The sequence below is a fragment of the Clostridium sp. BL-8 genome, assembly GCF_002006495.1.
GTDB lineage: Bacteria > Bacillota > Clostridia > Clostridiales > Clostridiaceae > Clostridium.
Map to the genome: position 1 here is coordinate 1 of NZ_LZZL01000002.1, position 22,593 is coordinate 22,593.

19 protein-coding genes are annotated in these 22,593 nt (G+C 29.2%); 12 read left to right on the forward strand and 7 right to left on the reverse strand.

What is annotated here, in order from left to right:
• Positions 1-62: 62 nt before the first annotated feature.
• The 3 genes from CLOBL_RS00415 to CLOBL_RS00425 form a co-directional block, all read right to left on the reverse strand.
• Entirely contained in the window at positions 63-410 is a 348-nt protein-coding gene (locus tag CLOBL_RS00415) for a DUF6483 family protein (RefSeq protein WP_077857180.1), read from the reverse strand.
• A gap of 84 nt (positions 411-494) precedes the next feature.
• Positions 495-950, reverse strand: coding sequence for a DUF6773 family protein (locus tag CLOBL_RS00420; protein ID WP_077857181.1), 456 nt, complete (start codon positions 948-950; stop codon positions 495-497).
• Positions 943-1,149 carry a helix-turn-helix transcriptional regulator gene (locus tag CLOBL_RS00425; protein ID WP_077857182.1) on the reverse strand — a complete coding sequence of 69 codons (207 nt, stop codon included), beginning with the start codon at positions 1,147-1,149 and terminating at the stop codon, positions 943-945. The genes CLOBL_RS00420 and CLOBL_RS00425 overlap by 8 nt, the downstream gene beginning before the upstream one ends.
• An 80-nt stretch (positions 1,150-1,229) precedes the next feature.
• On the opposite strand from CLOBL_RS00425, the gene CLOBL_RS00430 reads away from it, so the two are divergent.
• Complete coding sequence (locus CLOBL_RS00430) at positions 1,230-1,409, forward strand: hypothetical protein (protein ID WP_077857183.1); 180 nt, start codon at positions 1,230-1,232, stop codon at positions 1,407-1,409.
• 108 nt (positions 1,410-1,517) lie between these two features.
• Here CLOBL_RS00430 and CLOBL_RS00435 read toward each other — a convergent pair whose 3' ends face one another.
• Positions 1,518-2,165, reverse strand: a complete 648-nt coding sequence (locus CLOBL_RS00435; RefSeq protein WP_077857184.1) for a flavodoxin family protein — start codon at positions 2,163-2,165, stop codon at positions 1,518-1,520.
• Positions 2,166-2,297: 132 nt separating this feature from the next.
• On the opposite strand from CLOBL_RS00435, the gene CLOBL_RS00440 reads away from it, so the two are divergent.
• From CLOBL_RS00440 to CLOBL_RS00450, 3 genes are all read left to right on the forward strand, one after another.
• Entirely contained in the window at positions 2,298-2,639 is a 342-nt protein-coding gene (locus CLOBL_RS00440) for a helix-turn-helix domain-containing protein (RefSeq protein WP_077857185.1), read from the forward strand.
• Positions 2,640-2,881: 242 nt separating this feature from the next.
• On the forward strand, positions 2,882-3,865 hold the full coding sequence (locus tag CLOBL_RS00445) for a Gfo/Idh/MocA family oxidoreductase (protein WP_077857186.1): 984 nt from the start codon (positions 2,882-2,884) through the stop codon (positions 3,863-3,865).
• A 302-nt stretch (positions 3,866-4,167) separates the two neighbouring features.
• Positions 4,168-4,599 carry a hypothetical protein gene (locus CLOBL_RS00450; RefSeq protein WP_077857187.1) on the forward strand — a complete coding sequence of 144 codons (432 nt, stop codon included), beginning with the start codon at positions 4,168-4,170 and terminating at the stop codon, positions 4,597-4,599.
• Positions 4,600-4,822: 223 nt separating this feature from the next.
• On the opposite strand, the gene CLOBL_RS00455 is transcribed toward CLOBL_RS00450, so the two are convergent.
• The gene (locus tag CLOBL_RS00455; RefSeq protein ID WP_077857188.1) at positions 4,823-7,078 is read right to left on the reverse strand and encodes an SPFH domain-containing protein; all 2,256 of its coding nucleotides are present in this window, start codon (positions 7,076-7,078) and stop codon (positions 4,823-4,825) included.
• A gap of 973 nt (positions 7,079-8,051) precedes the next feature.
• On the opposite strand from CLOBL_RS00455, the gene CLOBL_RS00460 reads away from it, so the two are divergent.
• The 4 genes from CLOBL_RS00460 (at position 8,052) to trxB (ending at position 13,206) form a co-directional block, all read left to right on the forward strand.
• Positions 8,052-9,767, forward strand: coding sequence for a methyl-accepting chemotaxis protein (locus tag CLOBL_RS00460; protein ID WP_077857189.1), 1,716 nt, complete (start codon positions 8,052-8,054; stop codon positions 9,765-9,767).
• Between the two features lie 218 nt (positions 9,768-9,985).
• Positions 9,986-10,747 carry an AraC family transcriptional regulator gene (locus CLOBL_RS00465; protein WP_077857190.1) on the forward strand — a complete coding sequence of 254 codons (762 nt, stop codon included), beginning with the start codon at positions 9,986-9,988 and terminating at the stop codon, positions 10,745-10,747.
• 515 nt (positions 10,748-11,262) lie between these two features.
• Positions 11,263-12,048, forward strand: a complete 786-nt coding sequence (locus CLOBL_RS00470) for a pseudouridine synthase (RefSeq protein WP_077857191.1) — start codon at positions 11,263-11,265, stop codon at positions 12,046-12,048.
• A 249-nt stretch (positions 12,049-12,297) separates the two neighbouring features.
• A complete protein-coding gene (gene trxB / locus CLOBL_RS00475; protein WP_077857192.1) occupies positions 12,298-13,206 on the forward strand; it encodes a thioredoxin-disulfide reductase in 909 nt (302 codons plus the stop codon).
• A gap of 247 nt (positions 13,207-13,453) precedes the next feature.
• On the opposite strand, the gene CLOBL_RS00480 is transcribed toward trxB, so the two are convergent.
• Positions 13,454-13,786 (reverse strand): YddF family protein, encoded by a 333-nt coding sequence (locus tag CLOBL_RS00480; RefSeq protein ID WP_242953760.1) that lies wholly within the window; start codon positions 13,784-13,786, stop codon positions 13,454-13,456.
• Between the two features lie 263 nt (positions 13,787-14,049).
• Here CLOBL_RS00480 and CLOBL_RS00485 point away from each other — a divergent pair, with 263 nt between their 5' ends.
• The 4 genes from CLOBL_RS00485 to CLOBL_RS00500 all read left to right on the forward strand — a co-directional run bounded on the left by CLOBL_RS00485 (position 14,050) and on the right by CLOBL_RS00500 (position 21,734).
• Positions 14,050-14,475 carry a GNAT family N-acetyltransferase gene (locus tag CLOBL_RS00485; RefSeq protein ID WP_077857193.1) on the forward strand — a complete coding sequence of 142 codons (426 nt, stop codon included), beginning with the start codon at positions 14,050-14,052 and terminating at the stop codon, positions 14,473-14,475.
• A gap of 686 nt (positions 14,476-15,161) precedes the next feature.
• A complete protein-coding gene (locus tag CLOBL_RS00490) occupies positions 15,162-17,480 on the forward strand; it encodes a discoidin domain-containing protein (RefSeq protein ID WP_077857194.1) in 2,319 nt (772 codons plus the stop codon).
• 347 nt (positions 17,481-17,827) lie between these two features.
• Positions 17,828-18,961, forward strand: a complete 1,134-nt coding sequence (locus CLOBL_RS00495; RefSeq protein ID WP_077857195.1) for a deaminase domain-containing protein — start codon at positions 17,828-17,830, stop codon at positions 18,959-18,961.
• A gap of 724 nt (positions 18,962-19,685) precedes the next feature.
• Positions 19,686-21,734, forward strand: coding sequence for a methyl-accepting chemotaxis protein (locus CLOBL_RS00500; RefSeq protein ID WP_077857196.1), 2,049 nt, complete (start codon positions 19,686-19,688; stop codon positions 21,732-21,734).
• A gap of 220 nt (positions 21,735-21,954) precedes the next feature.
• Here the strand turns inward: CLOBL_RS00500 and CLOBL_RS27800 are convergent, their stop codons facing one another.
• Positions 21,955-22,119 carry a hypothetical protein gene (locus CLOBL_RS27800; protein ID WP_009170944.1) on the reverse strand — a complete coding sequence of 55 codons (165 nt, stop codon included), beginning with the start codon at positions 22,117-22,119 and terminating at the stop codon, positions 21,955-21,957.
• Positions 22,120-22,593 lie beyond the last annotated feature (474 nt).

The following is a 22,593-nucleotide window of genomic DNA, read 5'->3' on the forward strand; positions in this document are numbered from 1 at the left end:
ATAAGTCCTGTGGAATAAAAATGTATGTGATTTCGGTAAGCTACCACATAAGTTTCTATATATCATAATTTATCTTTAAGTTTTTCAAGGTCTTTTAACCCTTGATAGATTTCCTCTCTTGAAAAGTTATTTTCCTTTAAGTGTTCATCACTTTTTTGTAGGAGTGAATTATAAAATTCAATTGCTATTTCATGAACTTCCAATGAATTATTTTTTTCTAGTTCATCAAAAATTAAATCCTCTGCTTTATTGTAATTTCTTTCATGAACAGTTTTAGTAAAGATTATTTTAAATAGATCTACTGAATCCATTTGATCCATATTAATTTTTATACTACTTTCTTCTTTTTTATTAGCGATAATCTTTCCAATAGATTTCCCTAATTCCTTAATAAGTTGTTCAATATCCATATACTTTAACCTCATTCTTTGATAAACATAAGAGCTTTAGATAATAATCTACTAAGATGATTTATTCAAAATTTACAGTATTACTTAAATATCTTTGTATTTATTTTCTCTTTTCTCTTTCATATTTTTTGATATTTGACCTAACAATGTTAAAATTATAAATACTAAAATAAAAATCCCTAGAAAAAATCCACCAATTTTAATAGGTGTTATTACTTTGCTCATTGCCCTAATGGAAAGTAAAATTGCAAATAATAATGTAGCTATTGATGAAGATGTAATACTATAAATTAAATTACTTTTTATAGAAGGTTCATTATTATTAAAACTCCATAATCCATTTTTTAAACAGCTCCAAATTGTAAAAAGGCCTCCACACGCAAGTATGATTGTTTCACCAGACACTTGCTTTAAAGTGGCTTTCATAAATACCAATTGTACTATAATTACTATTACTGATATACCAAACATAACTCTAAATCCTAGATGTTCGCATTTGTAAAATTCTTGTTCTTGACGCTCATCAATTTTTTTATTCATTATCATCATCCTCCCAAAAAATATCATTTAATGTTTTTCCAAGTGATTTACAAATAAGAATGCATAATTGCAATGAGGGATTAAATTTCCCGGCTTCTATCATGCCTATTGTTTGTCTTGTTACGCCTACTTTATCTGCTAATTGCTCTTGAGATAAATCCATAGAGGCTCTTGCAGATTTCATTTTAAGATTTTTCATTTACATTCCTCCTTGTATAATTTAGTTATACTATATATTGTACTTAATGTCAAATATATATTGCATTGTGAATGTTATATATGGCATTTGAATATAGTGATTTAGCAAGGGTAACAATTCAGGATAGTGTAGAAAGCATGGGGTATCAAGTATTTTATGGCAGCGATAATGCTGTGTTTTATGTTGAGAGTGAAAAAACAGAACAATATTTAATCAGCCGTGGTATATCTGCAAGTAAAATTATATTAAATACTAAGTAGGTAGTATTATAGCGCAGTGTAAAAGCTACTATATTTTTATAATTGGAATTAATGTAACGTATTTATAAAGTCATGACCACACGTTTTCACGGCAATCATGACTTTATATTAAGCATTTGTAATAAGAGTTACCCCCATATCAAAAGCTTTTTGACAATCAACAGGAAATTGTTCAGCTTTTTGTTTTGCTTTTTCTTTTTCAGAGAACATAGAAGACTCGTATTTTTCATAATCAGAAAATTGATAAGTATTATAGCTATATAATGATTCTAGTGGTTTTCCTGTAGTTCTTGCAATCATATTTTCACGCAAAGTTAAACTTTGCTTAAGTCCAAATTCATCAATTTGCTTTTCTGTTGCATTCATAGTATAAATAAATCCAACTGGTATTTTCTTAGGATAAACTGTTGGTATTTCTAGGCTATATATGCTATGAGAAAATAAGAAACGTTCTAAAAGTGAAATCATTCCAGCAGTAATATCCATATAATAAATAGGTGAACCTAAAATAATAGAATCTGCTGTTTCTAATTTTTCTAGAATAGGGGTTAAATCATCTTTAATTGCACATTTACCATGTTCACCATTTTTTCTTTTACATGCAAAACAGCTTATACATCCACGATATTTTAAATCATATAAATTTATGAGCTCAGTTTCTGCTCCCTTTGAAGTCGCTCCCTCAAGAGCCTTCTTTAATAAAGCCGCTGTATTCCTATTCTTACGCGGACTACCGTTAATAGCAATAATTTTCATAAAACTTCTTCTCCTTCGCAAGTAAATTAATATTCATTTTATGATATAATTATATTATTAAATCAAAAATATACTAGTACGCAATTTTTTTTGACTAGGTATATTAAAGTTTACTAAAGGAGATTATTTATTATGAACGACAGAAAAATTGATAACTCTATAAATACCCCTGTACAATATTTACTTAAGATACTTGGTGGCAAATGGAAACTGCCTATACTATGTATATTAATGAAAAAGGAAGTAGTACGTTTCAATGAGTTAAAAAGGGAACTTGATGGAATTACTAATATGTCACTAAGTAACTGCTTGCAAGATTTAGAACAGCATAAAATAATAAATCGTGTACAATACTTAGAAATGCCTCCTCGTGTGGAATATTCCTTAACCGAAAATGGCAAAAAGTTACTTCCTTCATTAAAGGGTATTAATGACTGGGTAAAGGAACAGTTAGAAATTAATGACGAAAACTAAATACTAAAATTAATATTTTAAATTTGAAAAATGTTTTTGAAAACTTAATATAATCATAATGATATAGATTAAAAGAAGTAAGCGGTAAAAAGGTTCGGAAAAAAAGAATTTACTTGTTTTAGTATCTGAAATAGCCAGAGACATACGAAACTTCTTGACTTAAAGTTAACTCTAAGATTTACAATGTAAATGAATACATTTGATTTTTTACAGTATAATATAAAATTTTAGGAGTTGATTTTATGAGTAAAGTAAAGATGGGAATTTTAGGTGCAGGTAGTATTGCAAGGTTAATGGCAGAAACAATAACCAAAATGGAGAATGTAGATGCATATGCAGTTGCAGCTAGAGATTTGGAAAGAGCAGAAAAGTTTGCAAATGAATATGGATTTGAAAAAGCATATGGTTCATATGAGGAAATGTTAAAAGATGAGAGCCTAGATTTAGTTTATATTGCAACACCACATTCTCACCATTATGAACATGCTGCAATGTGCTTAAATCATGGAAAACATGTACTTTGCGAAAAGGCTTTTACTGCTGACGCTAAACAGGCGGAGAAATTAATTAAATTAGCAGAAAGTAAAGGTCTGTTAATTACAGAAGCAATATGGACACGCTATATGCCAATGGCAAAAACTTTAAATGAAGTAATCGAAAGTGGTGTTATTGGAAAAGTTACTTCACTAAATGTGAATTTAGGTTATGCAATTACACATAAAGCGAGAATTATGGATCCAGAACTTGCAGGTGGAGCTTTATTAGATTTGGGAGTTTATACTATTAATTTTGCATCTATGGTTTTTGGTGATAAGATAAAGAGTATTTCATCAACTGCTATAAAAACAGAAAGTGGTGTTGATGCTCAAAATAGTATCACAATATGTTTTGAAGATGGGAAAATGGCAATATTAAATAGTTCTATATTTGCAATAACTGATCGCCAAGGTGTGATTAATGGCGATAATGGATATATTGTTGTTGAAAATATTAATAATTACGAAAAGATTAGAGCATTTTCATCAGATAGAGAGGAAATTGCAGTTTATGATGCACCAAAACAAATAACTGGTTATGAATATGAAGTTGAGGCAGCTATACAAGCAATTGAAAATAAAGAAATAGAATGTCCGCAAATGCCACATAAAGAGACTATTAGAATCATGAAAATTATGGATTCATTAAGACATGAATGGGGAGTTATATATCCATTTGAACAGATATAAAGCATTATAAAAAAATAATAAATGACATAAAATATTTTTTCTTAAGCTGAGATTTTCTTATATTTAGGGCATCTCAGCTTTTATCATTCTATATAAATTTATATTCACGTAAAAATAAAAAAACTAGAAAGAGTAATATTAAATGAAGTAAATAATAAATAGGGATTTATTTAAATTTGAATTAACTATCAAGGTTGGGGTTAATGAAAAGTATATGTTACAATTTACTTTGTCTTTATTAAATTTTTATTGACAAGTTGTACAATTTATATAAACTTATTAGTGGACAAGGAGGAAATTATATGAAAAAAATAATTATAAGATTAATGATTGTAATAATATTATTTTCGTTAATTGGATACAATGATATTCCAGGGAAGCTTAAGAAAGTATATAATGATAGAACAAAATATGCAGGAATAAATGTAAATGATATAAAAGAAGAAATTATTGATGCTAACGGCCCCGATATAGAAAGCAATAAGAGAGCGACAGTAACATATAATCCAGATAAAGTAACAGATGAATCTTTAAGTAATTTTTATAAAGATAAGATTGATGGAGATGGATATAGGTATTATACTTTAATAAATGAGAAAGATAAGACACAGGGAATAGTATCAATGGGATGTATAAATGTATTAGCTTATGCTGAAATAAATGATATGGGAGATATAGTAAGAGTACATAAAAATTTTGAAGTTAAAATGGATGATGACGAAACAATAGATTAAAAATTTATTTAATTAATTTATTTGTGTTCTTTAAAAGTTAGGATAATAATTTAATCTTTGTCATAAAATCAAACCCCACTATAAATTTAATATCTATAGCGAGGTTTGATTTTTTTCAATTATTGTGAAGTGTTTTTTGTTAATTTTTTATATATTACCTTAAGTTGACGACATTAGTTTAATTTTAAAGCTGAATATATATAAACTAAGCATACTAATTGATTTAAATTTCTGGTTTCTTAGCAGAAATACTATCTTCTTGTTTAGCTGTCCCTGACTCATTAGTTGAGATATTATTTGTTTCATTAGTTAGAGGAGAAGTGGCAGTTTTACTCATGTTTACTATTGATCCATTAGAACTTGCCATATTGGCTAAAATCATGCTCAAAATTCCTTCCATAGCATTAGGGGTTTTTCCATCAGCACCACCCATAAATACTGTTTGAGGTACAAGTGGAGATTTATTTATCTTTAGGGCCTCTGCAAAAGCAGTTAATACGCTTTGTTGAACTTGTAATTCTGGTCCGCCATAAGCTTCAACTAAAGCTTTGGCAGCAGTACCTTTTGCAAGACCAACTTTTGTTTCTTGCTCTGCAGTAGCTTCTGCAACAGCTTTAATATTTAAAGCTTGAGCTGCACCTACTTTTTCAAGCTTAAATGCCTCAGCGCTAGCTTGTAATTCTACTTGCTTTGCATTAGCAGCAGCATTAAGCTCAGTAGCTTTTGCATTGGCAGCAGCTTCAGCTTCTTTTGTATATTTTAAGGCATCAGCTTCTTGAGTTCTCTTATATTTATCAGCTTCAGCAAGCTTTTGAGTTTTTAATGCTAATTGTTCAGCAAGCTTTAATTCAGATTTACCTTTATTATCGGCAACTTCTATATCGATACTTGATTGAGTAAGAGCTGCCTGAGCTGCACTTTTAGCAATTGCTTCATTAAGTTCTCTTTGTTTTTCTGCTGATTTTTGTTTTGCTTCATTTGTTTTAATTTCTTCTAAGGCAACTTGTCTGTCTCTAAGCTGCGCAAGGATAAGATCAATTCTCTTATCTGTTGAAGAAGCAGCAGGTGTACCTATTAATACTTCTTGTAATTCTAAATCATATAGCTTAAATTTTTCTTTCATTTCTTGTGATGCTTGTTCTTGAATAGAACTTCTATCTTGTACTAATTCAATTAAAGTCTTGGTTTGTCCAATGTTTTTAAAATAACCAGCAACCATAGGATCAAGGGATTGCTCAATAAGTAATTTAATATCACCAAATCTTTGGATTACAGAAGAAGCTTTTCTATAATCAATATTAAATACTACAGTAAGTGGAAGATTAGGCTCAAAAGCATCTTTAGTAATTAAACTAATTTCTTTTAAGTTATCATCTAGTTTGTGATCTCCAACCTGACCACTAATCCATTTTAGTATAACATTAGTAGTAGGCACTGGAATGATTTTACCTGCATAAGTATTGAAGGGATACTTACCTGGCATCATGCATTCTTTCCAAATACCTTTTTTGCCTTGTTCAACAAGTTCTCCATGAGAATAGTCTGAGCCAGATACATCTTCACCTTTGTCACCAAAATAACTTACTACAACACCAACGTAGCCAATATTTATGATACTTTTTGGAACTATGTCCACATTTGCAAATAATCTATTAATAAAGTAAACACCATCAGTTAATACCTGCATCTGTTTACCTTTTCTACCACCAGCAGCTAAGAATTTTTCGGGTTCTTGAAAGTTGTTGTGGTAATATTCATTTGTAATGCCTTCGCCAACTAATGGAGCAATTATAGCTCCATTATCTGGAGTAGGCCCTTCATTAACAGTGACAATTCCAATTGTATCTTTAGTTTTAATAGTATTTCCGAATTCATCTTGCTCAAGATTTTTTGAACTTGATATAACTACAGGAAGAAAGCCGTTAACTCTTAGTAAATCACTTCTCATGGTTTCTATTTGTGCTGATTCATCCTTTGATGTAAATATTGAGTGAACTTTATCCTTTGTGATTATTATAAACTGAGCTAAATTAAAGGCATAAGTACCTTCACGAAGAACCTGCCTTTGTGGACCTTTTTGTCCACCATTATTTAAAAAGGCAACTACATCCTGAAAGGATTTGCACTCTCGGATAACTTTTCCTAAAGTTTGTCCATCTGAAAGGCTTTCACCAGATCTTGCAAACACATAACCTATTTGTCCTTGTGGGATAGTTACAAGTCTTACTTTTTTTACTTTATACTTAAATGGTGTTTTAAAATGAACACCAGCTCTAAGTACTTGTGGCTGATAACCAGCTTCACCTTTTAATGCAATTAAACCATCAGCTGGTACAGAGCCTTTTAAGCTCCACCACTTTTCTACTATGCCTACTTCATCTGTTCCGATACTTGTGAATCCTATGCCATAAAGTATTATAATTAGCCCTACGATTCCAATACCTGCAAAAATTAAAATTGATATTGTTTCTGAATTCATAAAATTTCCTCCTAAATTTTTTTGTATTTTTTAGAGATATCTCTGTTTAAATGGTATAGATAGTAATATATTCCTTTAGAAGACAATTGTAAATGTCCAAATAAGTCAAATTTATTCACTAGATTTATAACAGTTCTTAGCTATAATTAACTAATGCTTGTTATCTTTCACAATGTCACTCAATCACTCTAAAGCTACCTCTTTTATATTCATTTAATAATAATATTTTATTGATTATTGATTTAACACACTTTCTATAAATTAAATTCCAGGAAATTTTTCGAATTAATATTTTAAGAAGAAAAGAATTAATAATGGATAAAATAAGCTTCGAATTATGTTTGATAATGTAATAAATACAAATATAAAGGATTTTTAAGAAGAATATAGAAATATTTATATGGTAAGGAAGGAGGAAGAAGAATGAGAAAATTAAAGAATAGGAGTTACGTATTTGATAACAGTCCTAAGAAAAAATAAAATAAAGTTATATAGAGACAAAAATATCATCTAGACTGATTAAATATAATTTTTATTCTAGCCATTTGTTATTAGATATCCGTATATTTGATTCATAAAAGTACCATCTAATGCATTAAAATATATATTTTAAGCATAAAAAGAATTATTAATATAAAAATTCTCTGTAATAGCTTAGATATTTTGAGGTGTCCTTTTTGTGTAAAAAAATATACATTTAAAGCAGATAACATTGAATTTTGTAAAAAATATGATTAAATTTTGTAATATGCAAAGCTATAATGTTATTAATAATTTAGAAAATTGTTTAGTAACATTATTGAAAGAGCTTAGGAAACAGTGTAAAGTTATTATAATAGTGAAAAATGTCGATTTTGAGCAATTTGTATTTGAAAAATATAATTATCATTTAATTACAGCTATTAAATTGACCTATTTATACTAAAAATAATGAACAAAATATAAAATATATTATAAAAGGGGTAGAGTTAAAATGAAATTATTTATTGATTTAAGTGTTAAGAAAAAACTTGTAGCAGTATTTTTTGTAATTTGCATTTGTATAGTTGCAATAGGAACTGAAGGTATATTGAGTTCCGCTGAAATAAATAATAATGCAGATATCTTATATAGATGTAATTTACTATCTATTAGAGATTTAGGAGAAATTAAAGGGAATATAAATGATATGAGAGCTACATATAATAGGCTTGTTTTTGAAAAGGATAGTACAAAATTTAATGACTATTTAAAGGTTATTGATGATCTAGACAAAAAAAATGATCAAAGCATGAATGAATATGGAGGATTGATTACAGGTCAAGAAGAAAAACAAACTTATAATGATTTAAAAAGTGACTTGGCAAAATACATAGAAGTAAGAGATAAATCAATTGAATTTGCGAAGGCTGGTAACTATGATGAAGCGATTAAAATCGGCAATGGTGATTTAACAACAATTAAAAATTCTTTGCTTGATAACATACAAAAATGTATTGATGCAAATACAAAAGCTGCGGAGCAAGCTAATTTAAATAACAAAACTCAGTTTGCTAGTGTTAGATATACAATAATAATATTTACGGCTGTAGTATTTTTAATTATTCTTGCTATGGCATACATATTAAGTAAAAATATATTATATCCATTGAGAAAGATAAAAGAATTAGCGCAAAGATTATCAACATATGATTTTTCAATTGCAATTGAACTTACAAGAAAAGATGAGTTTGGACAAACAGGTGAAGCTTTAAATGCAGCACAAGAAAATGTAAAAAGCTTAGTAAAGGCTATTATGGAAAATTCACAAGATTTAAGTGCAGCATCAGAGGAACTTTCAGCAACTGTTGAAGAAATATCATCAAAAGCTGTTACAATAGATGAAGCAGTGGATACTATTGCCTCTTCTATGCAAGAGTCTAGTGCTGTTACGCAGGAAATAAATGCATCTATTGAAGAAGTGGATTCAAGTATTAATATACTTTCTTCTAAGGCAATGGAAGGAAGTAATAATGCAGGTCAGTCTAAGGAAAGATCTATAGAAGTTAAAAATAATAGCAAAAAGGCTATTGATCAAACTCGAGAAATATATCTTGAAAAGCAGGAAAAAATGCAGAAAGCTATTGAAGAAGGGAAAGTAGTAGATAGTATAAAGGTTATGGCAGAAACAATTGGAAGCATAGCAGAACAAACAAATTTACTTGCATTAAATGCTGCAATTGAAGCGGCAAGAGCAGGAGAGCAGGGAAAGGGCTTTGCAGTAGTAGCAGAAGAAGTTAGAACACTTGCAGAGCAATCATCTGATGCAGTAGTAAATATTCAAAGTACTATTGCTAAAGTTCAGCAGGCATTTAATAGCAGTATTAGCACAGGTAGTGATATGTTAGAGTTTTTAAGTAAAAATGTCCATGAACAATTTAATGATTATAGTGAGGTTGGAAATAAGTACTACAATGATTCGGATTTTGTAAGTAACATGTCTGAAGAAATTGCTGCCATGTCTGAAGAAATTACAGCTACAGTCGGACAAGTTAGTGAAGCTATTCAAAATATGGCTGTAACATCACAAAAATCAAGTGAAGAAGCTGAGATGATAAAAGATAGCATGAATGAAACTACAAAAGCTATAGAGCAAGTAGCATTAACTGCACAAAATCAGGCAGAGCTTGCTCAAAAACTTAATGAAATGGTACAGAAATTTAAGCTATGATTACTATGAAAAAAATTTAATCAACCAAGTAAATAAAATATACTAAATGTTAAAAACGTAAGTAAGGTTACATAAAGAAATCCCTATAAAGTGTACAGTACAAAATGTTCACATTATAGGGATTTTATTCTTTGTAACATATATATTAGCTATTTATTTTTATTGTATAATGTTATAAAATATTGCGTGTGATTATTTAATTCGGAGAGATGTAAAGCATGAAAAACAATATTAAATTTTATGAAAAGGGCTCAATTGAAATTCTGCATGGAGAAAGTAACCATTGCTTTCCACTTCATAGTCATGAAAGTTTTTGTGTAGGGGCAATTACTAATGGTAGCGCTTTAGTCACTATAAATAACGGAAAATGTTTGATGAAGGAATCTATGATTTTTATTGTACCATCAAATACTGGAATAGCAATAACAACTGAGTCTAAATATGAGTATATAACAATATGTTTTAAAAATGAATTAGGAAAGCAGGTTGAAAGCATTAGATTTAATAAATATTTTATTGAAATGAAAAAACCTAAAGATATGTGGAATTTATGTGAAGCCTTTAAAAGCAGCCATAATGAAAAGCAGTTTTTAGAGTCAATTCTTGATTTAATCAGCAGTGCTATAGAAACAGATTCTTCATATGTAAATGTTCCCAAGAATGAAACTATATTATTGATTGCTGAATACATAAAGAAAAATGCAGATAAAAGATTTGATTTAGATGAACTTGCAAGAAGGTTCCATTTATCAAAGTATCATTTAATTCGTCTCTTTAAAAAAGAAATGGGAGTAACGCCTAACCAATATCATATACAAGCAAAAATGAGAATTTTAAAAAACTATATACATGATTCTGAATCAAAGGTGAATTTAGCTCACAATCTAAGTTTAGTTGACCAAAGCCATTTATGTAAGCAGTTTAAAAAGCTAATGGGTGTATCTATTCAAAGTTATAAAAAAAATCTTACCAAAAAGTGAGCAATATTTTACAATCTTATTTCTTAGGAATATGCTATTATATAGCTGTAAGTAAGTTATATAATAAATAAATTATTTATGGTATATTTATTGGGAAAAGGGGTTTTTATTATATGAAATTCTTTGCTGTAATTATTTTTGTGATTTTTTAGGTGATCATGAATTTTATAGAATTGTTGTAAATCCCTATAGCGCAAACTTAATGCAGCAGCTGTAAAGAATTACTGTGAAATCCGGTTATTGCACAAAAAATAGTTAATTTAAGGGAAATACTATAGATATTTGTAACGGATTTGAAAATAAAGCTGTCTCAGAGTGATTTTTTAATCATTCTGTGGCAGCTTTGTTTTTTATATCATTAATATCGGATTTTATTTTTACACTATAGTTAAGAAATATATATAGATTAAAATATGTGGATTTTTTACGTACATTATTTTTATGTTATACTGATAAGTGGCGTGCCATAAAATGAAGATTTAAATATTTTACAAAGGAAAAGGTATAGGTTAGATATGAGATTGGATAAATTTATAGCGGCAGCAGCTGTTGGAAGCAGAAAAAAAGTTAGAATTTATATTAAAGAAGGTAGTGTAAAGGTAAATGGAGAGATTATTACTGAGCCTGCAATAGAAATTGATGAAAGTTATGATGTTATTGAATATCTTAATAAAACAGTTTTATATACTGGAAAGGTATATTATATGTTTCATAAACCTGCTGGCTGCATTACTGCAAAAACTGATGAAATTCATAAAACAGTATTTGATTTTTTTCATGAGGATAACATGAGTGGAGTATTTCATGTTGGGCGATTAGATAAGGATACAGAAGGATTATTATTGCTTACAAATGATGGCGAATTTGAACATAAAGTTATGTATCCAGAAAAGCATATTCAAAAAACTTATTTCTTTTGGGCGTTAGGTTCCTTAGATGAGGCGGATAGAAAAAAATTAGAACAGGGAATATACATTGGACAAGATGAAGAGATATTAACAAAACCTGCAAGAATAGAAATAGATAAATTTGGAACGTACAAAGACTTAAAGCATGAAATAGATATTAACAGTATGAAGAATGTAGTCTTCAATCATTATAATCAGCCAGTTGTTTCTGGTTATCTTACTATTTCAGAGGGCCGTAAGCACCAAGTGAAACGTATGTTAAAGGCAGTAGGTTGTTATGTAATATATTTAAAGAGAATTTCTATAGGAGGGTTAACCTTAGATGACTCTTTAAAGAAAGGTGAGTATAGAGTTTTAACGGAGGCAGAAATTCAAGAGGTGTTGGAGGCATAAGAATACTATTAAGTGTTGTTATGCTTATATTTTTAGAATAAGATCATTAAAACAATAAGGTTATTTATAAAAAAATAGTTGATTAATTTCATAGCTGAGAGTAATATAATATTATAAAATAAAAGATAGCAAAATATAATTGAGTAAAATTTATTTTAAAATAAATGAATTAAGAATTATTAATTGGAATATTATAACTTGTATATTATAAAAAAATATACAAATTGTTAATAGAAGAGGTGATGTAATATGAAAGATATTATTATTATTGGAGGAGGTCCGGCAGCACTTACAGCGGCATTGTATGCAGGAAGAGCAGGACTAGATGCATTAATGATTGAAAAACAATATGAAGGAGGACAGATAGTTAATACAAATGAAGTAGAAAACTATCCGGGATTTCCAGATATAACAGGTTCAGAGCTTGCTAATATCATGTATGAGCATGCAAAAAAATTCGGCGGAATCATGAAATATGATGAAGTAATTGACTTGAAAATAGATGGTGATATAAAAAAAGTTATAACTGGTTCTCAAACTTATGAAAGTAAGGCAGTAATTTTATCAATGGGTGCAAAGCCAAAGAAATTAAACATTGATAAAGAGGATGAATTTCTAGGGAGAGGAATATCTTACTGCGCTACTTGTGATGGCGGATTTTATAGAAAAAAAGTAGTTGCTGTTATAGGTGGAGGAGATACAGCAGTGGAAGATGCTCTTCATCTTTCAAGAATTGCTGAAAAGGTATATGTAATTGTTAGAAAAGATTTGTTAAGAGCTAATAAAGCATCTCAAAAAAAATTACTTGAAACAAATAATGTAGAAATAATTTGGAATAGCATAGTTACTAAGCTTAAAGGCGAAGAAAAGTTGAGTGGTTTAGAAATTAAAAACACTAAAGATGATGTCGTAAAGAATTTAGAAGTCAATGGTGTTTTTGTGGCAATAGGAAGTGAACCTCAAACTGAATTGGTTAAAGATTTAGTATCTTTAGATAAAAATGGTTATATTATTGCAGATGAAAGCTGCAGAACAGATATAGATGGAATTTTTGCAATAGGAGACATCCGAACAAAGGAAGTAAGGCAGGTGCTTACAGCAGCTGCTGATGGAGCGGTAAGTATATATGGAGCTGAGAAATATTTAATAAGCCACTAAAAATGATTATAGAATAGATTTTATATAAGTACATTCGGGAAGAATGTACTTATATAAGTCAAATTTCAGGGAAAGGGATCATATATGACATATCATATATCAATGATCATGTAAGTATCTCATTTAGTTAAAAATTCAAAACCTCACGATAGAGAATTTACAATTGGCAATAATTGTGGATTATGCGTTAAACTTTATCACGTTGGAAATATAGGAATCTAGAATGAAAAGCATTGTTAAAAACCTGCTATTCTAATCGTTCCATTAATTTAAATGAATAGCCAATAGTTTCTATCTCTTCTCTGCAGAGGATACTTCCTTCTGGCGGCCTTTCATTTAACTTAAAAACTACTGCTTTTTGTCCCACTTGCTGTTTAAAGTTTATTCGATTCATAGGTATAGTCATATTAAAGGCATCAGATATTGCTTCGGCAGTTGATTTATGTCCTATTGCAGATATAAATCCATATGTGCATATAAGAGCTTTTGCATCAGCTACACTTATATCACTTATTTTATAAATACCATTTGTTGTAGCAACTGTTCCGTTGAATATACCAACTTTCATGCATGTATTCATCACTTAGCCCTCCCATAAGGTATCTTATTAATTAGTATAATGGATATTTTATAATATGACAAGAAAGTCATTTATAAGGATTGTCTTAATGAAGACACAGATGATAATTGAAGAAATTATAGAGAATGGGTTAAGCAATAAGACAGAAGTTATGAAACTTCTCAATTGATTGAAAATATATATTAAATTATATATCTAATAAAATAATACAGTGTTAATATAAATATATAGACATAATAATTTAATTAGAGCAGGTGAAATGAATGAAAAATGCAATAGTAGTACAAGCTATGAGAGAGTTGGATATAGATCAAGTACTTAAATTATGGAATGAAATCTTTGGAGAATCGTTTCTTGAAAGTTCTGTTACAAAAGAGGAGTTAGAAATATACTTAAAAAAAAATCCAGATGCTAGTTCTGTAGCATGCACAGATGATGGAAAAATAATTGGAGCTTTATTATGTGGAAATGATGGTATAAGAGGATTTATATATCATATTGCTATATATGAGCAATATAGAGTTAATGAGATTAAAAAAAGATTGTTAGATCGTTCTTTATCAAAGCTTAAGGAAGTGGGCATCAAAACAGGTTTTATTTTTACGGAAAATAATAATCACGATATGGATGTAGCGTTTAATTCTATAGGCTGGGTTGTAATCCCTAATGAAATTAACTTAGGTAACTAATTGACCTTTTATCATGCTAAAAATTTTAAGAATAAAACCATGCATAGGAATTTGTATTCTAGTTTATGCATGGTTTTTAGTTTTGCTCAAGGCTTTTATAGAGCTTGAAAACTGCCTATTAAATCATGAATATTAAATTGTTGAATTTTAAGCTTAATTATGCATGTTTTAAGTAATAGATATGTACTTGAAATTTTTATTTTGTTATTATCAAATTATAAAAATGTGCAGTTAAGTTAACTTACCGTTGAATATTAAGAGCAAAAATTTATAATATAAAACTTATTATATGTTAAAGGAATAGTTAATAAAATTGAGTTTGCATTAAGGACAAGCTTTTTAAATATTAGGTATATTGCAAGCAAAAGCTATTTTGTAAACCTTTAAATTAAAAGATAAAGCATAGAAACTTATCATTATTATTAATTTGATGCCTCAGGTTTAGTACATGAAAATATGATATTGACCTTAATTAATGTAAATTACTAAAAGTTTTCGGTATTTGCGTTATCGAAGGATAATATAAAACTTAACTTTAAAATAGTTAAGTAAACCAATTTATTTGTTGCACAGAACATATAAAAATTTCTTGGAAAGGAGGTTTGGCTAAAATGTAGTCAGTCATCTTTAGGTTAAATATATTTTTAAGAGGGAACTTAAATTATATTTTAGGAGGTAGTTTAATAATGATTAGAAGAAACAAAAAAATTTTATCATTAACACTTTCTTTATCCCTATGTGCTACTATGCTTATGGTACCAACGTTTGTTACAAATGCTGAAACTGCTGGAAATTTAGGCTCAGACAGTAAGGTTGCATCAGATGTCTCTGCAGAAAATACTACAGGAGCAGCAGCCTCTGTGAAAAATATTACAGAAAATGCTGAAGTATCAACTAATATAGCATTGAATAAATCAGCAACATCATCATCGATTACAGGTGCAAATACTGCGTCTTTAGCTTTTGATGGAAATACAGGAACTAGGTGGGAATCTGCTCAAGGAAGTGATCCTCAGTGGATAGCTGTAGATTTAGGAGCAAACTATAGTATATCAGGAGTAAAATTAAATTGGGAAACTGCAGCTGCAAAAGATTATAAAATCCAAGTATCAACAGATAATACAAATTGGGTAGATGCATATACAAAAACAGGAGGAACAGGTGGAGTAGAAAATATAACTTTTAATTCTGCTGTAACAGGGAGATATGTAAGAATGTATGGAACATCAAGAACAACTATATATGGTTATTCCTTATGGGAATTTGAAGTATATGGGACACCGGATGCTTCCGGACCAGTAGATGGTAAGGTTGACTTAGGACCAAATGTTAAAATATTTGATCCATCCATGTCAAGTGCAAGTATACAAAATACTGTAGATAATGTATTTAACCAAATGGAAACTAATCAATTTGGTGATGAAAGATACGCACTTTTATTCAAACCAGGTTCATATAACGTTAATGTTAATGTAGGATTCTATACTTCAGTAATGGGCCTTGGAAAAACACCAGATGATGTTAACATTACTGGCGCAGTTCGTAGTGAAGCTGATTGGATGGGAGGTAATGCAACTTGTAATTTCTGGAGAACTGCTGAAAATTTTGCTGTCACTCCAACCTATTCATCAAACAATTTAGCACCAGCAGGAACTTTAACTTGGGCTGTATCACAAGCTGCACCAATGAGGCGTGTTCATGTTAAGGGTAGTATGTCATTATGGGATCCATTAGGAACTAATTATGATTATGCTTGGTCTAGCGGAGGATTCATAGCCGATTCAAAAATTGATGGCTCAATTACTTCTGGATCACAACAACAATTCTTTACTAGAAACAGTCAAATGGGATCTTGGAATGGTGCCAACTGGAATATGGTTTTCGTAGGTAATAATGGTGCACCTACAAATGACAATGCTTACCCATCAACACCAAATACAGTTGTTAATAAAGCACCTGCTATTAGAGAAAAGCCATTCCTTTATATTGATGATAGCGGAAACTATCAAGTTTTTGTACCAGAGCTTAGAAAGAATGCTCAAGGAATAACTTGGTCAAATGGAATAGGGCAAGGTACATCTTTACCTATTGATCAATTCTATATAGCAAAACCAGATACTGCTACAGCTCAAAGTATAAATCAAGCGCTTAGCCAAGGAAAGAACATTATTTTTACTCCTGGAATATATCATCTAAGTCAGGCAATTAATGTAACAAGAGCTAATACAGTTATCTTAGGCCTTGGACTTGCAACTTTGATCCCAGACAATGGTACTGCAGCAATGAATATTGCAGATGTTGATGGCGTAAAAGTTTCTGGACTTCTTTTCGATGCTGGAGCAAAAGATTCACCAGTATTATTACAAGTTGGACAAGATGACAGCTCAGTTGATCATTCAGCTAACCCTACAAGCCTTAGTGATTTATTCTTTAGAATTGGAGGAGCAGGAGTAGGAAATGCTGATACAAGCTTAAAGATAAATAGTAATAATGTTATTGGTGATGATTTCTGGGTATGGCGTGCAGACCATGGTGATGGTGTTGGATGGACAGTTAATAATGCAAAAAATGGTGTCATTGTAAATGGTAATAATGTAACAATGTATGGATTGTTCGTTGAACACTTTGAAGAGTACCAAACTTTATGGAATGGTAATGGCGGAAAAGTATACTTCTATCAAAGTGAATTGCCATATGATGTTCCAAATCAAGCTGCTTGGATGAGTAACAATGGTACTCAAAATGGTTATGCTTCATATAAGGTAGCTGATTCAGTTACTTCTCATGAGCTTTATGGATCAGGTATTTACTCTTACTTTAGAGATGCTGTTGTGGCTGAGAATAACGGAATAGAAGTTCCAAATGCTTCTGGAGTAAAAGTACACCATGCATGCTCTGTATTCTTAAATGGTAATGGTGAAATAACACATGTAATAGATAATACAGGTGGTACTGTAAAATCAGGTACTATGAAACAATCTATCAATGATTATCCTACAAATTAAAAATGGCTCAATATAAAATTAGAGATATGTTAAGATATATTAGTTAAATATAGTATGAGATTATATTATAAATATAGTTGAGTCTCGTAAAAAAACAAGGTCTCATAACATGTAATATTTTTATTATAATGCTATGAGGCTTTTTACTTAAATAAGAAAATGGTATGTAATTTTATAGATAGTGCTCTAGTACACTTAAGTTTCATCATAAGATTTATGATAGAGTGCAATAGAGTGTTTACTTATATAAAAATATTTAATTAATTTGAGTTGTCAGATATAATAGGAGGGGAGTAAAAATAGATTGTAGAGAAAACGGTGATATATTCCAAAGATAAGAGGTAAATATGACACAGAAAAACATAACTGTAAAGAATCGAAAAAAAGAAAGATTAAAGATTAATAATCTAAATGAGCTTAAATGTGCATTAAAAAGAGAAGGGTATAACATAAATGAATTTGCGGAAGAAAAATTTAAAGAAAAAATTACACAAACTTTTAAAATAGATAGTAGTGTTGCGGAGAGATTACATACGTGCATTAAAGATGCTGATGTTATATATAGAGCAAATAATATTAGAGATTTTATTGATTATATAGAAAAAATGATATTATTTGAAAATGAACATAACAAGTTATGTAAAAAAATAAGTGAAGTAAAAAAACTACATATAGATAGAATTGAATATGAAAGAGAGCCGAGATATCAGGAGAATGTTGAACAGATCATAAAGGACATAGAAGAGATAAGACGCTCTACATTGGGAATAATAACAGAAAAAGAAAAATCAAAATTGGAAAGTTTAGAGAAAGAAATAGGGAAGGAATATATTTATGCAAAGGATATTGAATTGTTAAAAAAAATGATTTCTAGTAAAAAAGAAAACGTAAAAGAGGAATATGATGATAAAACCAAAATTAAAAGAATATCAATAGAAATACCTAAGCAGATTAATTATCATTATATTATACCTAAGAAGGGTACAGTAGAGTATCATGAGCATTTAACCAATAATATACCAAGAATGCAGCGTTTAACAAAGAATATAGCTAAATATATGAAGGCCTATGAAAGAGAAAAAACAACGTTTAAAATAGATCAAAGTAAAACATTGCAGGATTCTATAAATATAGCATTAGCAGTATTTGATAATAAGGAATTTAAAGCTATAAGCGGCAGTAATGATATAACAAATTATTGCATCGCACCACCACAAAGTGCAGCAACTTTTAGAAGTAGTAAGGTTAATAAATTAGGTAAATTAGGGATAGGATATGATAGAGTTAACGATAGTGAAAAAAAGATACTTGAGGAAATACATAAACAAATAGAAGCAAAAGTATTGAAAAATGAAGGAAAACTTATTTTATATAGTAAATGGGAGCCGTGTCCAAGTTGCTATTTTGTAATTAGTCAGTTTTGTAAAAAGCATCCAAATATAAAAGTACAAGTGAAATATAGTAGAAGATATGGTGAATAACGGAGTCATAATTGAAGGCTTGTGAAAAGTAAAGAATCGTAAAGATAGCACTTCACCTTACCATAAAATTCACAACAAAAGTTGTGGATTTTTACATGTGAGAAAAATATATGAATTGAGAAATTAAGAAGAAATTAATTGATATTTAATAGGAATGTTACATGTAAAGCTTTTAAAATATATTATATATAAAAATTGTGTATATTTTATGCATAATATTAAAAAACACTGTATAAAAATGGTATAAAAGTCAAGTGCAACTGGAGATATTAAGCATAAAATGTTAAAATATATATATTGATGCATAAAATTATGTTTGGAAAATACATAAAAAAAGTTAGTATATGGAATGTAATTACAGTGAAATAAGGTAGAAGTAATGATAAGAATTTATCCTATGAAGCTTAGAGAAAGAAGGGATCTTATAAGAGTAGACTAGCAGAGTAATAGCTAAAATTAAAATTACAACATATACTTAAAAATTCTAATAATTTAAATTACATTAAAAAATAGTATAGGTAATAATTGTACATAAATTGCAAAATAAAAGTATCATCACGTAATACGTCCATAGAAACCAAGCCACATGAGTAGAAGGACAAGAAAAGGCTTTACAATAGAAGCAAATTTTGATTGTAAACTAATTTACTTGTTAGCTGCTTTTAAGGTTTAAGAAATATGCATCTATACTGCTACAATTGTAGTATTTTGGAGGGGCAAATAAATGAAATTTAAATCTATAAAGAAAAGACTTATTGTGACATTTTTATTAATAATCTTAGTGCCTATGTGTACAGCAGGTATCATTTCAAATATAATACTTTATAATAATCTTAAAGCTTCTTATGTTAGTTCAATAGATAAGTCCATAGAAGGGGTAAACAATGTTATAGATCAAACTTATAATAGTTATGAAGCAGAGTTATCTCAGATAACTGAGAATTCAATAGCGAAGGCGGCACTTGCAAATCCCAATGGCGATGTGGTGAAAAAAGAACTTAAGGGAATCATTAAAAGCAATCCGCAAATATTAAATGTTTATATTGCAACAAATAATAAAAACATGTATATATATCCTGAAACAACTCTTCCAGAAGGCTATGATCCAACAGGAAAGTCGTGGTATAAAGACTCGATTTCGAGTAGTAAAGTGCTTTGGCAAGATGCTTATAAAGATTTAGCAACTGGTAAGACTGTAGTAACAGCTACGAAGCAGATATTAGATGATGCAGGAAATCCAATAGGGGTTGCTGGAATAGATATTGATATAGAAAATATAGCTCAGCTGTTTAATAACACTAAAATTGAAAACACTGGTGAAATATTACTAATGGATAAAACAGGAATAGTGTTAGCCACAAAAAATCAAGAGCTGTCAGGAAAAAATTTAAATCCTGATAGAGTGAATACTAATGTTGATACTCAAGACCAAAAGGTAGAAAATGCTTTTAATGATAAATCTGAAGTATCATGGGTGAAATCAATATTAGAAAATAAATCAAATTTTATGCAGGATAAATTTAATGGGAAAAATAAACTTATTTACTCATTAAATAATGAGAAATCTGGTTGGAAATTAATTGGAATGATTGATACCAGTGAGGTATATTCTAAAATTATTTCTAATGCTGTAATACTTATTGGATTCTCCCTTTTATTTATTATAGCTGCCTTAGGAGTTGGGATATCTATTTCTAAAAACCTAACAAATCATATTAATCATTTAAAAGAAGCTATGAAAAAAGGTGAAGCTGGTGATTTGAGAGTAGTCACAAATATAAATAGTTCTGATGAGCTTGGAGAGCTGGGAAAAAGATTCTCAAATATGATTGATAGTGTTAAAAGTTTGGTTATATCAGTTAAGGATTCTGCGGATCATGTATTAGATTTCTCTAAAGATCTCACTAAACAGGCAGAAGAAGTTACTACCTCTTCAGAAGAAATATCAAGAGTAATTGATGAGATATCAAAGGGAGTTCAAGAACAAGCTTCTGAAATAGACAGGGCTTCTGATATTGCAACTGAATTTAATAATAACTTATCAAAAATTAAGGAATATAATAGCAAAATCACTACTGAAAGCCATGAGATGGAAGTCAGCAGTGAAAGGACAATGGATGCATTTAAAGAACTTAAGACAAAAAATGAAAGTACTATAAATGGAGTTTCACAAATTTCTGAGAGTATTGGAGTTTTGGTTAAAGAAACTGAAGACATTGGACAAATATTAAGTACAATATCAAATATTTCCTCTCAGACTAATTTATTAGCCTTAAACGCTGCTATAGAAGCAGCAAGAGCAGGAGAGTCTGGAAAGGGATTTGCTGTAGTTGCAGAAGAGGTTAGAGTACTAGCTGAACAATCTGGTTCATCTGCTGAACATATTAGAAATATAATTAATAAAGTTATAGAAACGACAAAAACTGCAGCCGTGAATATGGACAATATAAGGTCTGATGTAGAAAATCAAAATTCAGCGGTTTCTATTACAGAACAAAGCTTTGAAAAATTAAATAAGTCTATTGCAAGTATAATAGAGAAAATTTCTTCAATGAATGAAAATATTGAATCAATGTTAGTTAATAGTAATCTGCTTACTTCGAATATACAGAATATTTCATGTGTATCTGAGCAGTCAGCAGCTTCAACAGAAGAAGTAAATGCTAGTGTAGCTAATCAATTAAATGATATACAAAATGTTAAAACTCAAGCAGATGAGCTTCATAATTTAGCTCAGAAATTGGAGGCTCTTATAGAAAAATTTGAGGTTTAATATATACTATGTTATTTTACTAATTCAATAATGAATCTGAGAGAAATTTATACGAGGAGTTAGTAGAATTTTTATAATTCAATAATTAAGGATATAACCAAGTGGATTTTCACTTAGTTATATCCTTAATTAATTAATGCACAATCAAAAAATAAGAAAATAGCAGCCTAGTATATACTCTTATTTAATATTTTAGGGCTACTATTTTATTTCATATGTTTTAATTACCAAATCTGTTGAAATGGTCACTTGAAACTCCTTGATCCTCTACGGATTTATGTTTCCTATTAGGATTATGATTATGACCTTCCTCAGTTATTGGAGTTTGATAATTGCATTTCTCCATTCTTGCCTTTTTATTATCTGGTTGACTATCCTTTGTCATTAAAACACCTCCTTAGTATGTCATAGTTTACTGAGTTAGTTTATACTGTATAGTACAAGTTTATCCATTTATCTTTATTTTTTTCAAAAGTATATTTACATTATCTTCAATATAATATAAAATGTGTATAAAATAAAGGCAATTAAGAACAAATTTCACAAATATATATTTTTATAATATATTTTAATTTTAAAATTTTCTATAAATTTCAAATAATGAAGCATAATGAGTTCGTCATAAATAATCATATCATAAGAAAACTTTCATTTTTTTATTTATCATAAGAGAAATCAATAAAATAACTCCAATTATAAAAAGAATATATAAATATTAGAATAAGTCTGTTTTAAGCAAAGCTCCAATTTTAATAATAATAATTTAAAAATGAATATTTTGATAAGTAATGAGAAATAAAGAATGTATTCTACCAATATTGAATTGTAATGCATATATTTAACATAATTTTAAGATAAA

Coding starts and splice junctions, on each gene's coding strand:
- CLOBL_RS00480 (WP_242953760.1), bottom strand. CDS start 13,786: ATGAATACATGCATGAAAGTTGGTATATTCAACGGAACAGTTGCTACA.
- CLOBL_RS00445 (WP_077857186.1), top strand. CDS start 2,882: ATGAGTAAAGTAAAGATGGGAATTTTAGGTGCAGGTAGTATTGCAAGG.
- CLOBL_RS00495 (WP_077857195.1), top strand. CDS start 17,828: ATGACACAGAAAAACATAACTGTAAAGAATCGAAAAAAAGAAAGATTA.
- CLOBL_RS00440 (WP_077857185.1), top strand. CDS start 2,298: ATGAACGACAGAAAAATTGATAACTCTATAAATACCCCTGTACAATAT.
- CLOBL_RS00455 (WP_077857188.1), bottom strand. CDS start 7,078: ATGAATTCAGAAACAATATCAATTTTAATTTTTGCAGGTATTGGAATC.
- CLOBL_RS27800 (WP_009170944.1), bottom strand. CDS start 22,119: ATGACAAAGGATAGTCAACCAGATAATAAAAAGGCAAGAATGGAGAAA.
- trxB (WP_077857192.1), top strand. CDS start 12,298: ATGAAAGATATTATTATTATTGGAGGAGGTCCGGCAGCACTTACAGCG.
- CLOBL_RS00450 (WP_077857187.1), top strand. CDS start 4,168: ATGAAAAAAATAATTATAAGATTAATGATTGTAATAATATTATTTTCG.
- CLOBL_RS00465 (WP_077857190.1), top strand. CDS start 9,986: ATGAAAAACAATATTAAATTTTATGAAAAGGGCTCAATTGAAATTCTG.
- CLOBL_RS00435 (WP_077857184.1), bottom strand. CDS start 2,165: ATGAAAATTATTGCTATTAACGGTAGTCCGCGTAAGAATAGGAATACA.
- CLOBL_RS00460 (WP_077857189.1), top strand. CDS start 8,052: ATGAAATTATTTATTGATTTAAGTGTTAAGAAAAAACTTGTAGCAGTA.
- CLOBL_RS00470 (WP_077857191.1), top strand. CDS start 11,263: ATGAGATTGGATAAATTTATAGCGGCAGCAGCTGTTGGAAGCAGAAAA.
- CLOBL_RS00430 (WP_077857183.1), top strand. CDS start 1,230: ATGGCATTTGAATATAGTGATTTAGCAAGGGTAACAATTCAGGATAGT.
- CLOBL_RS00490 (WP_077857194.1), top strand. CDS start 15,162: ATGATTAGAAGAAACAAAAAAATTTTATCATTAACACTTTCTTTATCC.
- CLOBL_RS00415 (WP_077857180.1), bottom strand. CDS start 410: ATGGATATTGAACAACTTATTAAGGAATTAGGGAAATCTATTGGAAAG.
- CLOBL_RS00425 (WP_077857182.1), bottom strand. CDS start 1,149: ATGAAAAATCTTAAAATGAAATCTGCAAGAGCCTCTATGGATTTATCT.
- CLOBL_RS00485 (WP_077857193.1), top strand. CDS start 14,050: ATGAAAAATGCAATAGTAGTACAAGCTATGAGAGAGTTGGATATAGAT.
- CLOBL_RS00500 (WP_077857196.1), top strand. CDS start 19,686: ATGAAATTTAAATCTATAAAGAAAAGACTTATTGTGACATTTTTATTA.
- CLOBL_RS00420 (WP_077857181.1), bottom strand. CDS start 950: ATGAATAAAAAAATTGATGAGCGTCAAGAACAAGAATTTTACAAATGC.